Origin of the sequence: Streptomyces spiramenti (assembly GCF_012034385.1) — a bacterium.
Taxonomy (GTDB): Bacteria; Actinomycetota; Actinomycetes; order Streptomycetales; family Streptomycetaceae; genus Streptomyces; species Streptomyces spiramenti.
This window is the reverse complement of the sequence record NZ_JAAVJB010000131.1, coordinates 1-14,340: the sequence shown is the minus strand read 5'-3', so window position 1 is coordinate 14,340 and position 14,340 is coordinate 1. Positions and strand designations below refer to the sequence as shown.

Annotated in this window: 10 protein-coding genes; 5 read left to right on the top strand and 5 right to left on the bottom strand. The window is 74.4% G+C overall.

Annotated features, from left to right (window positions below; translation table 11 throughout):
* The 3 genes from HCJ92_RS15660 to HCJ92_RS15650 form a co-directional block, all read left to right on the top strand.
* A partial coding sequence (locus tag HCJ92_RS15660) for an ABC transporter ATP-binding protein (protein WP_338054198.1) occupies positions 1-2,071 on the top strand: 2,071 nt, incomplete at its 5' end.
* 158 nt (positions 2,072-2,229) lie between these two features.
* Entirely contained in the window at positions 2,230-2,808 is a 579-nt protein-coding gene (locus HCJ92_RS15655) for a GNAT family N-acetyltransferase (protein WP_167934211.1), read from the top strand.
* A 142-nt stretch (positions 2,809-2,950) separates the two neighbouring features.
* Positions 2,951-3,319: a PH domain-containing protein gene (locus tag HCJ92_RS15650; RefSeq protein WP_167934210.1), complete on the top strand. Its 369-nt coding sequence runs from the start codon at positions 2,951-2,953 to the stop codon at positions 3,317-3,319.
* 102 nt (positions 3,320-3,421) lie between these two features.
* On the opposite strand, the gene HCJ92_RS15645 is transcribed toward HCJ92_RS15650, so the two are convergent.
* The 5 genes from HCJ92_RS15645 to HCJ92_RS15625 form a co-directional block, all read right to left on the bottom strand.
* A complete protein-coding gene (locus tag HCJ92_RS15645) occupies positions 3,422-4,480 on the bottom strand; it encodes a P1 family peptidase (RefSeq protein WP_167934209.1) in 1,059 nt (352 codons plus the stop codon).
* Between the two features lie 150 nt (positions 4,481-4,630).
* A complete protein-coding gene (locus HCJ92_RS15640; protein ID WP_167934204.1) occupies positions 4,631-4,849 on the bottom strand; it encodes a hypothetical protein in 219 nt (72 codons plus the stop codon).
* Positions 4,850-4,992: 143 nt separating this feature from the next.
* A complete protein-coding gene (locus tag HCJ92_RS15635) occupies positions 4,993-5,307 on the bottom strand; it encodes a nuclear transport factor 2 family protein (protein WP_167934208.1) in 315 nt (104 codons plus the stop codon).
* 160 nt (positions 5,308-5,467) lie between these two features.
* The gene (locus tag HCJ92_RS15630; RefSeq protein WP_167934207.1) at positions 5,468-6,910 is read right to left on the bottom strand and encodes a cellulase family glycosylhydrolase; all 1,443 of its coding nucleotides are present in this window, start codon (positions 6,908-6,910) and stop codon (positions 5,468-5,470) included.
* Between the two features lie 458 nt (positions 6,911-7,368).
* A complete protein-coding gene (locus HCJ92_RS15625; RefSeq protein WP_167934206.1) occupies positions 7,369-9,171 on the bottom strand; it encodes a serine/threonine protein kinase in 1,803 nt (600 codons plus the stop codon).
* Positions 9,172-9,504: 333 nt separating this feature from the next.
* Between HCJ92_RS15625 and HCJ92_RS15620 the strand changes: the two genes are divergently transcribed.
* Both HCJ92_RS15620 and HCJ92_RS15615 read left to right on the top strand, forming a co-directional pair.
* A complete protein-coding gene (locus HCJ92_RS15620; protein WP_209311172.1) occupies positions 9,505-10,485 on the top strand; it encodes a pectate lyase family protein in 981 nt (326 codons plus the stop codon).
* 171 nt (positions 10,486-10,656) lie between these two features.
* Positions 10,657-14,340 (top strand): substrate-binding domain-containing protein (locus HCJ92_RS15615; protein WP_167934205.1); only part of this gene is annotated, 3,684 nt, incomplete at its 3' end.

Here is a 14,340-nt window from a genome sequence, read left to right as displayed (position 1 = left end):
GTCGGACACCGCCCCCGGCGGAGGCCGGGCCGGCCCCCCGGGAACGACGGCGGACGGCGCAGCCGGAGTGACAGCCGCCGAGGCGCCCGCACCCGACGCGCCCCCGCCCGACGCGCCCCCGCCCGACGCGCCTCCCGGCGGGGAGGAACCCGCCACTCACGTCTCCGAATCCGAACAGCTCCTCTACGGCGGGCCGTTGCGCTACGACATGGGCTGGTCGGTCCACCGGGACTCGCTGCTGCGGCTGACCGCCTGGGACGCCATGCGCCGCCTGCCCCGGATGCTGGGCGTCTGCTTCCGACTCGCGTGGCAGGCGGACCCGCGCGCGACCGGCACGGTCGCCGTCGCCGAGACGCTGCGCGGGATCGCCCAGGCCGTCGTACTGCTCGGCGTGCAGACCGTGCTGACGGCGCTCCTGGCCCCGGCCGACATCACCGACGGGGTGCGCGACGCCCTCCCGGCGGTCGCCGTGATGGGCGTGGCCGCCGCCTGCGGGGCGCTGTTCGGCGCGGTCACCACCTACGCGGACGGCCGACTGCGGCCCCAGGTGGAACGGCTGGCGCAGGAGCGGTACCTGCGGCGAGCGCTCGCCGCCGAGATGGCATCGATCGAGGACCACGGCTACCACAAGCTGCTGGAGTCGGCACAGTTCGGCGCCGCGTCCGCGCGCAACATGATCGGGTACGGCACCCGAGTCATCGCGACCCTGATCTCCCTGGTGGCGGCGGCCGGGGTGCTCACCAGCCTGCATCCCGCGATGCTGCCGCTGCTGCTCCTCATGACGGTGCCCGGGACGTGGGCGACGCTCGCCATCGCACGGCACCGGTACCGGTCGCACCACGAGTGGCTGCAACACAACCGGGCCGTAGCGGAGTTGGGCCGCATGGCGATCGTGGAGGACGCGGCGTCGGAGATCCGGGTGCACGGCGTCGCGCCGTTCCTCCTCCACCACTTCCACGCGATGTCCCGTGCGCACGAGGCCGAACAGTCCAGGCTCGCCCGGCGGGCCGCCACCATCGGGCTCGCCGCCGCCGCGCTGGGCGGGGCGACCGCGCTCCTCACCTACCTCACCCTCGGCGCGCTGCTGTGGACCGGCGCCATGGCCGTCGCCGCCGCGGGCGCCGCTGTCGTCGCCATCCGCACCGGGACCAGCGCGCTGGACGGGCTGGTCCGGCAGATCAACGACATGCACGAGGACGCCCTGTTCGTGCAGGACCTGCAACGTCTCGTCGAGGGAGGGGCCGAGCACGACATCCCCGAAGGCGGGGAGCAACCGCCCGCCGAACCGGGTGACATCACCGTGGACGGCCTCACCTTCGCCTACCCCGGTTCGGCGGCGGGGCCCGTACTGCGCGACGTGTCGCTGACGGTGCCGGCCGGGCAAGTGACGGCGCTCGTCGGCGAGAACGGCTCGGGCAAGTCGACACTGGTGAAGGTGATCTGCGGGTTGTACCTCCCGCAGCACGGCACGGTCCGCTGGAGCGGCACCGACACCTCCCGCTTCGACCGGCGGCAGCTGTTCGAGCGGTTCCGGCTCGTCGGACAGGACTTCTTCCGCTGGCCGTTCACGGCCGGCGTGAACGTCGCCATCGGCCAGCCCGACGTGCCGACCGATCCGGCACGGCTGGACCGCGCGGCCGAGACCGCGGGCGCGACCGCGCTGGTCGACTCACTTCCCCACCGCTGGGGCACGCTGCTCTCCCGCGTCTACCAGCGAGGCCACCAACTCTCCGGCGGCCAGTGGCAGAAGCTCGGCATCGCCCGCGCCGCCTACCGCGACGCGCCGGTCCTCGTCGTGGACGAGCCGACCGCCGCGCTCGACGCCAAGGCCGAGCAGGAGGTCTTCCGCCGCATCCGCGCGCTGGCGGACGGCGGGCGGACCGTCATCCTCATCACCCACCGCATGGCCTCGGTGCGCGACGCCGACCAGGTCCACGTCCTCCACGAGGGCCGCCTCGTCGAGTCCGGCACCCCGGGCGAACTGCTGGCCGCGGGCGGCAGTTACGCCGAGATGTACGACCTCCAGGCCGCGCAGTTCGACCCCGCCCGGGACCGGGAGACGACCGGCTGACCGACCGCTGTCGGCGGGCGGGGAGCGCGCCCCGCCCGCGGGCGGCGGGGTCCGGGGCGGGAACCGGGTTGCCGAGCGGGCCGCCCTGCGCTGGTATGGGCGGAGCTGCGGCGGGCACCCCACCTGGCCCGCCCCGTCCCGTCCCCGCCGGAGGAACCATGACCGAGGTCACCGGACCGATCCGCACCGAGCGGCTCGTCCTGCGCCCCTTCACCCTCGACGACGCGGCGGACACCCTCGCCTTCGAGTCGCGCGAGGACGTCGTCCGCTACGTCCCCTACGGCGTCCGGGACGCGGAGGAGAACGCCCGGCAGGTCGCGCGGCGCGCCGAACAGACCTCGCTCAGGGAGCGGGACGACGCGCTCGTCCTCGCCGTGGACCTCGACGGGACTGTCATCGGCTACGTCCTGCTCATCCTGCGCGACGCCGAGCACCGCCTGGGCGAGATCGGCTGGATCCTCCACCCCGACCACACCGGGCGCGGCTACGCCACCGAGGCCGCCCGCGCGCTGCTGCGCATCGCCTTCGAGGAGGCGGACCTGCACCGCGTCTTCGCACGCTGCGACGCCCGCAACACCGCCTCCCCGCCCGTCATGACCCGGCTGGGCATGCGCCGCGAGGCGGTGTTCGTGGAGGCGGTCCCCTTCAAGGGCGAGTGGACGACGGAACTCCGCTACGCCATCCTGGCCCGCGAATGGCGCGCCGCCGCCGAAGGACCGGCCGTACGGGCCGACTGAGCGGGCGATCCACCGCGCGCCGCGCCACACCCCCTGTGGGCGGGTTCACGGCGGCCCCGCGGGTGTGGCGGGTGGGTGGGGCGGGCATCGTCCGGGGGTCGTCCGCGGTCTGCGGGCGGTGAGCCACGGGAGGGGACGCACCATGGGGATCTTCGGCAACGCGCACACGGTCGATCCGGCGGCGGCGCAGGAGGAGTACGCGCGGCTGTTCGGCCAGGGGGAGCGGGTGTACGCGGCGTACCTGCTGGTGCGCGACACCATCCTCTTCACCGACCGGCGGCTGATCCTGGTCGACAAGCAGGGGATCACCGGCAAGAAGGTCGAGTACCACTCGATCCCCTACCGCAGCATCACGCACTTCGCCGTGGAGACGGCCGGGACCTTCGACATGGACGGAGAGTTGAAGATCTGGCTCTCCGGCGACTCGGTGCCGATCACCAAGACGTTCACCAAGGGCGTGGACATCTACGAGGTGCAGGCGATCCTGACGCAGTACGTCGCGGCCCGCTGAGCGCGCCCGCCCGCTGACCCGCCAGCCCGACCGGTCCGTGCGGGCAGGCGGGCAGGCGGGGGGCAATCGGGCCGGGCGGCGTGGGCTGTCGGTGCGGGCGGTTCAGTGCGGCTGGGCGGCGGTCACCGCGTGGGACGGGAGGCCGTGGGCGGAGCGGCCGTCGGGAGTGTGGACGCTGCCGGCGGCGAGGAGCGCGTCGAGGACGGCCTCCTCGACCGCCTCACGGACCGCGGTGAAGACGGCGTCGAGCTCGGCGGGCGGCAGCAGCCGCGGCGCGTCGGAGTGGGCGGCGGAGAACGCCAGCCCGTAGTCCCCGCTGCCATGGCTGTAGGAGGCCCCGACCCGCCCCAGCGCCAGTGCCCCGCGTGCCGCGATCCGGGTCAACTGGTGGGGTGCGCAGGGGAGGTCGAGAGCGATCACCACCACGCAGGAACCGGTCTCGACGCGGGAGCCGGCCTTGGTCAGCCCCAGCTCCCCGGGGGTGACGGTGCGGTCGTCGAGCCGCAGCTCCCCGCCCATGTTGGCCTGCACCAGCACCCCGACGGTGGAGTCCCGCCCGACGACCGGGCCCACCAGCCGGGAGGCGCTGCCGATGCCGCCCTTGAAGCCGAGGGCGCAGGCGCCCGTACCACCGCCGACACTGCCCAGCGGCACCGGCGCGTCGGTGGCCGATTCGAGGGCGTGCAGCACATGCTGCTCCGTGACCGGCCGGGGCCACCGTCCGGACAGCCAGCCGTCGTTGATCTCACCGACCACCGGGTTGAGCGAGACGGGCGGCGGGACCGTGCGGGCGAGAGTCCAACTCACCAGGGCGTCGGCGGCACGGAAGGTGGAGAGGGTGGAGGTCAGCAGGACGGGGGTCTCCAACTCGCCGAGTTCCGCGAGCTGGGTGGCGCCGACGAACTTGCCGTAGCCGTTGGCGACATGCAGCCCCGCTGCCAGCGTCGGCCGGTCGTCCAGCGCGGTGGGGACGACCGCCGTGACGCCCGAGTACAGTCCGACGGCGTCGTCGCGGAGCGTGGTGTGTCCGACCAGCACGCCGGTGACGTCGGTGATCGTGTTGCCTGGGCCGGTGGGCAGTCGGCCGACGCGACGGCCGAGCGCGCGGGCCCGCGCCGCGGCACGGCCGGCGGGACCGGTGAGGGTGGTGTGGCGGTGCACGCGGTCGGCTCCTCCGTGACGGCCGCCGACAGGCGCGGCGGTCTCCCGGCAGGCTGCCACAGTCGCACTCCCGTCCGGCCGGTCGCGGCCCCGTGTTGGCCTGGAGCCGTCGCGAACGGGCCGTGAGGCGCGGTGCGCGGTGCGCAGCCTTCACGGGCGAGCGGCAACCGCCGCCGGGGTCCGGAACACGCTCACCTGCTCCCCCGACTGCTCGCCGCAGACAGCTCGGATCTCCGCCAGCAGCTCGGAGTAGCGCTCGCCCTTCGCCCGGACCACGTGCCACACAGCGTCAAGCGCCGCCCGAAGCGGCTTCCGGCCGGCTGCCGCGAGCACCGCCGGCACAGCGGCGTGCGTCTGGGAGACGCGCATCGGGGCAAGCGGACGGCCACCGATCTCGCTCACGCTCTCGCGGACAGCACGGCGGAGCGGGGCATGGCGGAGGTCGCCATGCGGAGGCAGCCACCCGCACCGACACCGGTCGTCCGGATCCCGGCCTCGCGCGGCCCGGTGGCTCAGCCCTGGCCGGTCTCGAAGCGGCTGACGCGGCCGTCGGCGACGGTGAACCGCCAGTGGGTGCGCATGCCGCCCCAGGTGGTGTTGGAGTACGTCGCGGTCAACTCCCGGCCACCTTCGGCGGCGGACTCGACCTCCAGGTGGCCGCTGACCGTGAAGATCTCTCGGTCCACCCAGGCGGGCAGGTCGCGTTCCGTGCCGTCGTCGGCCATCGTGGCGTCCGTGGTGAGCGTCTCGAAGAACGCCTCCCGGTCGCCGGCGTTGACCGCTTTGACGAAGGCCGCCACTGCCGGGTCCTCGATCGTCGCCGTCATCCTCGTTCCCCTCGTGAGCGTGCAGCCCCGAGCTTTCCCAGCATAGGAACGGTCCCCGCACTCCGCACCCCGTCGCGGGGGCGGCGCACGTCGGTGGCCTTCGCCGGTCGGGGGCGGGCCGGGGCGGGCCCGGTCCGCCCCCGGGTGGCGTGGCCGACGGTCAGGCGGTGGTGCAGCCGGCGCCGTCGAGAGCGACGGAGCCGGGGGTGCCGGCGCTCGCACCGGTCGCGGTGAAGCCGATCTCCACGTGCCCGCCTGCCGGAATGGCGGCGGTCCAGGGCTCCGGGGTGAGGGTGAGGCCGCGCCCGGTCTGGTCGGCACGTGCGCCCCAGGCGTTCTGGACCCGCTCGTCACCGGCGAAGGTCCAGCTCAGGGCCCAGCCGTCCAGCGCGGTGCTGCCCGTGTTGGTGATGCGGACGGCGGCCTGGAAGCCGGCCCCCCAGTCGTGGGAGACGGTGTAGCCGACGGCGCAGCTGCTGCCGGGGGAGGTCGGGTCGGTCGGGTCCGGGTCGGTCGGGTCCGGGTTCGTCGGGTCCGGGTTCGTCGGGTCCGGGTCCCCGTTGAAGACGGTCGCCTCGCGAGAGGTCTCCGCGATGCCGTCGGGGCCGTTGAACAGCCGCTCGCCCCATTCGGTGAGGGAGTCGCTGTCGAAGCCGTTCACCAGGTCCAGGTAGCCGACCTCGGCGCTGTTCCCGCTCCACGACCACCCGAGCCAGCCGATGCCCAGCTGTTCCGAGACCGCGAGAATGGCGTCCTCATCGGGGTCGCCGTCGGAGTGGTAGTGCCCGAACTCTCCCACCACCAGCGGGAGTCCGGCGTCCACGAAGTGGTTGAGGTACCCGCTCACAGCCGCGGGCGTCTCGTAGACGCCGTACATGTGGATGGAGAACACCGTGTTGCCCGAGGGGTCGGCGGCGTACACCTCGGCGGCGTTCTGCCGCATCGTGTTGGTCCAGTCCTGACCCCAGTTGGGGCCGTCCACCATCAGCAGGTGGTCCAGCCCGGCGGCGCGGAGTTTCCCGATGGCGCCGATGGTGTCGGCGGTCCATCTCTCGTAACCCTGGTTGCCGTGCGGCTCGTTGCCGATGTTGACGATGACGTGGTTCTCCTGGCCCGCCAGCGCGCCGGCGACCGAGACCCAGTAGTCGGCGGCACGGTCGAGGCTGACGGCGCCGGCCTGTTCGCCGTAGCCGGTGGTGTCGTGCACCTCCAGGACGCAGATCAGGCGGTTGGCACGGCAGGTGTCGATGACGCCCACCACCTCGCTCTCGGAGGTGCGCTCCCAGCGGTCGCCCGTGGAGAGCACCACGCGCACCGTGTTGGAGCCCAGGGCCTTGATGTCGGCGAGCGCCTGCGGGGTGGTGTGCGTGTACCAGCTGTGGGGGTGGTTGACGCCCCGCATGACGAAGTCGTTGCCGCCTGCCTCCACGATCCGCCCGTCGCTCACCCGCAGTCCCGTCGCGGCGTGCGCGGGCTGGCTGAGCCCGAGGAAGGCGAAGAGCGAGCCGGTCAGCAGCGTCAGCACGGCGGCGACGACGGTGATCCGACGCCGGTCGTCCCGGCGGAGCACCGCCGGGCCGCTGCTGCGGGATGGTGATCTCATGTGTGCGGCTCCAGGTGGGGGACGCGTCCCCGGGCGGGGGCGCGGTGGGGTTCACCCAGGCCGGCCCGCCGCCGATTGATGGGAGCGCTCCCATGTCGCGGTGCGCCACACCGGCAGAGTCCGCCCCGCCCCGGAGCCGAGGCGGCGTGGCGGTACCGTGCGCCGGCCGACGGGCACGCCGGCGACAGGGAGCCTCGCCGTCCTCGCGGTGGGCCACCCGGTACTGCCCACATGAACCCACCCGCCGCCGGAACCGTCAAGGGTCCCCGCAACGACTCCCGCGCCGACCCTCAACCCGACTCCCGCTCCGGCACCCGCTCTGACGCCCCGAGCCGGGCGAAGTCGGCGGCACGGCAGTTGCGCGCGCAGGCATACCCCGGGGCGCCCCCGCCCGCCGGTCGGTCGGCGTCACGGAGGAGGAGAGTGCCTCGCCCGGAGCACCGGCCACGACCTCCCGGTCAGTGCCGCTCCAGCTCGTAGTCATTGGCGTCGATGTCCTCGGCGTCGTACTCCTCGCCCTCGACGACCAGGTAGAACCACAGCTCGTCCGGGTAGCCCTCGAAGACGGTGGCGATGTACTCGCTCTCCGTGTTGCACGGACCCTCCACGCCCTCCGGACCCACGCGCTCCGTCTTCACCGTCGTGAACGTCGCCTGGATCTCGTCGTCGGAGACGCCCGACAGCGCGAGGGTGTCGACGCACCGGTACTCCTGGCCCGCCTCGACATCGTCGTGGACGGTCTCCCAGCGGCCGACGGTCTCGCCGAGGCCGCCCTCCTCCAGCCACAGCGCGATCTGGAAGCCGGTGCCGCGCCACTCACCGATCCAGTGATGGGGAACCAGCAGGGGCGGGTCCTCCATCACGTAGCCCGCCTGGTCGCCCTCGTCCTCGTCCTCGCCGTGGGCGTCGTCGTCCTCGCCGTGCAGGTCGTCCTCGTCCGTCTCCGGCGGCCCGGAGTCGCCCGTGGACGGGCCCGAGTTGTCGTCGACGTCCCCGGGGTCGCCGGTGTCCATCGCGAGGACGTACAGCAGCACGACGAGCATGACGATCCCGCCGCCGATGGCGAGCACGGCGATGCACGAGCGGCGCGCGATGCCCAGCCACGGCCGCTCGTCGTCGGAGCTGCCGGACGCCCCGGACGCGGGGCCCAGCGCGCCGGGCGGCGGCGTGCCCGGCGCCGCGTACGGCGCGAGCGGCTGCCGCGGGTAGGAGGAGGGCGGCGTGTGGGGGCTGTGGGGGTTGTGCGGGCCGAATGCCGCGCCCTGCTGGTGCGAGTGGGCAGGCGCGATCGGCGGCCCGAAACTGCCCTGGGTGACGAACCCGCCGGACGGCGGTCCCTGCGCCGAGCCGGCACGGGCGGCGGCGACCACCTCGGCCTCCCGCTGCTGGTGGTCGGCGCGGAGCTCCGGCGGCAGCCCCTCCCGCCAACGGGCCGGGCCGTGGATGATCTTCCCGAACCGCTCGGCGAGTTCGGCGGGGGCGGGCCGGTCGGCGGGGTTCTTGGCGAAGGCGTCAGCCAGTGCCTCGCGGACCTCCGCCGGCAGGGCGCTGAGGTCCGGATCGTGGTGGACGACGCGGTACAGCAGCGTGGGGACCGACGGCGACTCGCCGGGACGGAGGAACGGGCCGTGGCCGGTAGCGGCGTAGTGCAGCAGCGCGGCCAGGGCGAACACGTCGCTGGCGGGGGTGATGTCCTCTTCGCCACTGGCCTGTTCGGGCGAGAGGTAGCCGGGGGAGCCGATGACGCCGCCGGTGGTGGTGAAGCGGGCGTCGTCGCCGGCGTGGGCTATCCCGAAGTCGATCAGCAGCGGATGCTGCGGACCGAGCAGGACGTTGGACGGCTTGAGGTCGCGGTGCACCAGGCCGGTCTCGGCCACCGCTGCGAGCGCGCGGGAGAGTTCCTTGGCGAGCAGCGGCAGCAACTCGGGTGCGAACGGCCCGTGTTGCTCGGTCCAGTCCAGCAGTGAGGGCGCCGGGACGTACTCGGCCGCGAGCCACTGCCTGCCCTCGGGCGACCGGGACCAGTCGACGACCGGGACCGTCCACGCGCTGCGCACCCGGTCGGAGTTGCGGATCTCACGCTCGAACCGGCCGCGGAAGCCCGGGTCCCTGGTGAGTTCGGAGCGGATCGTCTTGAGGGCGAGAGCCCTGCCGCCGGGGCTCTGCGCCAGGTAGACGCGCCCCATTCCCCCCTCACCCAGAACCCCCAGCAGGGGGTATCCCCCGACCTGCGGCGGGTCGTCCGGCGTGAGCCTCTCCATGACACAACTCCCCATTGGTGGCAGCCCGGTACGAGCCGGGGCGCACGGCACTGAGGACTGTAGAACACCTGGGCGACACCTCCCGCATCCCGCGGAACGGGCGAGCGGAAACGTGCAGGGCGCACCCACCCCGTGGGGTACGCCCGATCGGCGGCGCGTGGACGCCGCTCCGGGTGCGCGCCATAGTCCACACGCGGCCCCGCATCGTCCACAGCCGCCGCCCTAGCATCGATCCACCGCAGAGCCGCGCGGTGTCCCCTCCCCCACCCTGCACCACCCCGCACCACCCCGCACCACCCCCACATCACCCTCATCTCCCGGACGGAGAATCGCATGCGCAGGACGAGCGCAAGGTTCAGGCTGGCCGGTGCCATGGCCGTGGCGACAGCGATCGCCACTCTCGGTGCCCTCACCACCGCCCACGGCGCCACCGCCGAGGCACCCGCACCGGAGTCCGTGTCCACGCTGTCGGTCGGCACCCCCACCGGCTTCGGCGCGGGCACCACCGGCGGCGCGGGCGGCGCCACCGTGACCGTGACCAACGCCTCCCAGTTCACCGAGGCCGTGAACCGCAGCGGCGCGCTCCAGGTGCGCGTCAACGGCACCATCAACCTCAGCTCGATGACGCGTGTCGCCGCCAACAAGACGATCATCGGCGTCGGCAACAACGGGCGGATCACCGGCAGCGGTCTCAACGTCCGCCAGGTCAGCAACGTCATCATCCAGAACCTGACGTTCACCGGCAGCAACGACGACGCCATCAGCATCGAGCAGTCGACCCGGGTCTGGGTGGACCACAACACGCTGTCCAACGCCTACGACGGACTCGTCGACATCAAGCGCGGCTCCGACAACATCACCGTCTCGTGGAACAGGGTCAACAACCACGACAAGACGATGCTGCTGGGCCACTCGGACTCCAACGGCTCCCAGGACCGCGGCAAGCTGCGCGTCAGCTACCACCACAACTGGTACGACGGGACCAACCAGCGCAACCCTCGAGTCCGGTTCGGCAACCCGGTCCACGTCTACAACAACTACTACGGCGGGGTGACCAGTTACGGGGTCGCCTCGACGGTCGAGGCCGGGGTGCTCGTCGAGGGCAACTACTTCGAGAACGTGAAGGACCCGTTCCACCTCGGTGAGGGCTCCTCGCCCGGCGGCACTCTCGTCGCCCGCAACAACCACTTCGTGAACTCCGCGTCGGGGCAGACCGGCGGCTCGGTCCGGTCCATCCCCTACAGCTATTCGCTGGACACCCCCTCCAACGTCAAGTCCATCGTGATGAACGGAGCGGGCGCCGGACGGATCTGACCGCCGCCACCACCTGACGGGCGCGCCTGTGCACCGCGCACCGTCACGACGGCCCGGGCGAGGGCTCCCGCACCGCGCGGGGGCCCTTGCCCGGGCCCCCGCGCGACGCTATCTTCCGCCCGCGGCCACGGGGGAACCTGCCGCGCGTTCCCGACGGACGAGGACACCCCCATGCCGCGGCGACTCCCCCACACCGCCCGAGCCCCCAGGCCCACCATCGGCCTGATCACGGACAACATCCATCTCGGCGTGGGCGCGACCCTCTGGTCGGGGGTGCTGCGTGCCGCCGCCGACGCCGACGCCAATGTGCTGTGTCTGCCCGGCGGACCGCTGAACTCCCCGGTGCAGCGGACCGACCCGGCCGGCGGGCGCCCCGCCGGGGGCGGCGCGCCCGCCCCAGGCCCGGTACGCGGCAGCGTCTACGACCTGGTCTCGCCCGAACTGCTCGACGGCGCCATCTGCTGGACCTCCACCCTGGGACTGCCGACCCCTCCGGGCACGGCCGGGGCGGCCCTGGTGGAGCGGCTCGGCCGGTTGCGGTCCGTGGTCAGCCTCAACGGCCCGCTCGACGGCCACGAGACGCTGCTGCTCGACGGCTACACCGGCATGCGGCGGCTGGTCACGCACCTGGCGACTGTGCACGATCTGCGCCGACTCGCGTGCATCCGGGGCCCGTTGTCCAACCCGTTCTCCGCCGAGCGGTATCGGGCGTTCACCGACGCCCTGGAGCGGCACGACCTCCCGCACGACCGGTCGCTGGTGGCGGCGGCGCTGGGCTTCGGGCCGGGCGCGGGGGCGGCGGCGATGCGCATCCTGCTGGACGTCCGGGGGCTGCGGCCGGGCCGGGACTTCGACGCGGTCGTGGCGTGCAGTGACGCGCTGGGCGCCGACGCGCTGCGGTTGTTGAACCGGCGGGGCATCAGGGTGCCCGGCGATGTCGCGCTGGTCGGCTTCAACGACTCCGTGGAGGCGCGGATCACCGACCCGCCGCTCACCTCGGTCTCGCTGCCGTTCGCGGAGCTCGGCGGTCTGGCGGTCCAGACCGTCGCGGCCCGGCTGCGCGGCGGTGCGCCACCTGCCCGCCGCGTCGTACCGGGCGCGCTCGTGGTGCGACGCTCCTGCGGCTGCCGCGCACCGCTGGTCAGCCAGGGCGCGGGCGGCGCGCGCCCCGGGGGCTACCGGCAGGGCGACGGGGTGGCTGCCGCCCTGCCGGCGGAGGGGGACGGAACCGGCACGGTCCCCGCCCAGCCCGGGCCGGCTCGGCCGGGGCTCGCGCAGTCGGGGTCGCGGTCCCCGCTCCAGGAGCTCTCCGGCCTGGCCGCCGCGTTGACCGCCGCAGCGGAGGGCGACGACCTGACAGCGACCGCGCTGCTGGAGCGTTTCGACCGCCTCGTGGGGCGCCGCGTCCGCTCCGTGGGGACGGCGATCGCCTGGGACCGGGCACTGATCCGGCTCCGGGAGGAGGCCCCGCAGGGGTCGGCCCGCCATGAACGACTGCTGGCTCAGGCGCGGTTGATCGTCGCCGACAAGGCACGACGGCTGCTGGAGTCGCACCGGTGGGCGCAGGAGCAACAGGCGCGACTGCTGCAGGAGTTGTCCACTTCGCTCGCCGCCGTCACCAGCCTGCCCGAGCTCGTCTCGGCCCTGGACCGGCGGCTCCCCGAACTGGGCGTGCAGGGAGTCCGGTTGCTGCCGCCGGGCGCGGTTCCCACGGCCGGGGAGCTGCCGACCACGCGGCGGTGGACGGTGGTCGCGGAGCCCCTGCACGTCGGGGCCGACCGCCTCGGGCACGCCCTCTTCGAGCTGGTCGGCGACCGGTCCGCGGAGCATCGGGGTGCGTTGCTGCGCGCGTTGGGGGACCAGGTCGGCGCGACGCTGCGCGGGGTGGGCCTGTTCGAGGAGGCCCGGCTGGCGAGGGACGCCTCGGAGCGCGCGAGCCGCGCCCAGGCCCGGCTGCTGGACGATGCCGCCGACCGGCTCCGCGTCCCGGTCGCCGAGGTCCTGCGGCTGACACGTCCCGGGGAAGCGGCGCACGAAGCCGCGCGCCGGCTGCTGCGACTCGTCGAGGACCTGGTCGATTTCTCCCGGGCGGACCCGCGCGGGCTGGATCTGGACCGGCGGCTGCTGGACCCGGGCCCGTTGCTGCGGGAGAGCGACGAACCGCAGTGCCATCCGGGCGGACGGCTCGCCCGGCCCGAGGCCCCGCCCCGGGGCGGCCCGATACCCGGCCGTGGTGAGCGCGGCCCGACACCCGCGCGTGGTGAGCGCGGCCCGGACCGGCTCCCGGCCATCGTCGCGGACCCCGCCCGGTTGCGACGCCTCCTGGCCGTCCTGCGGCGCACCGCCCACGAGGCCGGGGCGGTGGCGGCGTTCACCGCGACGGTCGACCCGCCGCACCTGGTCGTCCACCTCCCGTCCACCGGGCTCCGGGCCGCGCCGGAGGCGGGGCGGTGGCCGGGGCCGCGCCCCCGGCCACCGGCAGGGGCGCCGGCCGGGCAGCCGACCGCTGTCCCGGCAGGGGCGCCGGTCGGAGAACCGGTCGGGATGCCGACCGCGGTCCCGTTCGGGGAGCCGGTCGGTGAGCCGGCAGGCGGGACGGTCCTGCCGGGCGACGGCGCGAGCCCGGCGGACGCACCCGAGTGGGTGGCGGCACGGCGGATCGCCGTGCTCCACGGCGGCAGTCTCGCTCTGCACGACGGCAGGTTGGAGCTGCGGCTGCCGCTGCCCACGCCCTCGGGGGTGCCCGCCGCGCAGCCGGCATCCGGACCGCTGCTCTGCGTCTCGGACGCGGCGGCGCCCCCACCGGAGGCCGGCACGCTCGCCACCCGCCTGGGCCGGGCGCTGCGCACCGCGCCGGTGGAGCACGACGACGACGCCGACCTCGCGGAGGCCGCGAGCCGACCGTCCGCGGTGGTCTGGGACACCGCCGACGCCGGTCCCCGCGCCTGGTCGCTCGCCCGGCGGCTGCACGACGACCCGGCGCTGCGGCAGACCCCGTTCCTCCTGTACGGGACGCGGGCGTCCGGTCACCGCGACCTCGCGAGTGCCCTCGGCGCCCTGCGACCGGCGGAGCTGCGGCCCCCGGCCGTCGTCGCCGGTGGCGGGCAGCAGGGCCGGGACCGGCTGCGGCGGCTGCTCGCCGGTGTCCTGCCGGGCCGTACCGTGCGGACCGCTCCCGACGGCGCCGCCGCGTTGGCCACGCTCGCCGAGGAGGAGGGCCAGGGCCCGCCGTGTCTGCTGGTCGTGGACCGTGAGCTCCCGGACATGGAGGGGTTCGACCTGGTGGACCGGGCGGCGGAGCTGACCGGCGCGGTGGGCGTTCCGGTACTCCTCCACAGCGGGGGTGGGTTCACGACGGCCGACGTCCGACGGGCCGAACCCCACCCCGGCGTCGTGCTGTTGGGACATGGTGTCCTCGACGAGCGGGAGACAGCGCGGCTGTTGGCGGCCATGGCGGCCAGACCGGGCCACGCCGCGCCGCCGGTGCGGGCCGCCGTCGTCTACCTGGAGTGCAACTACCCGCACCGCGTGACGCGCTGGCAGGTGGCGCGCGCCTCCGGTGTCACCGAGGACCATCTCGGGCGGTTGTTCCACCGCGAGTTGGGGCTGACGCTCTGGGACTACCTGACGCGGCTGCGGGTGCGGCACGCACGGCGGTTGCTGCGGCAGAGCGAGGCCGGCGTCCCGGCGGTGGGCCGCGCCGTCGGGTTCCACGACCGGGCGCACTTCACCCGCGTGTTCCGGCGCCGGACCGGCACCAGCCCGCACGCCTACCGCAGCGGCAGCGAGGATGGGACCGATCGTCGCGGCGACGGCGGCGGGGCGGGCGGACGCGAGGCGCACGCGCCCCCGGAC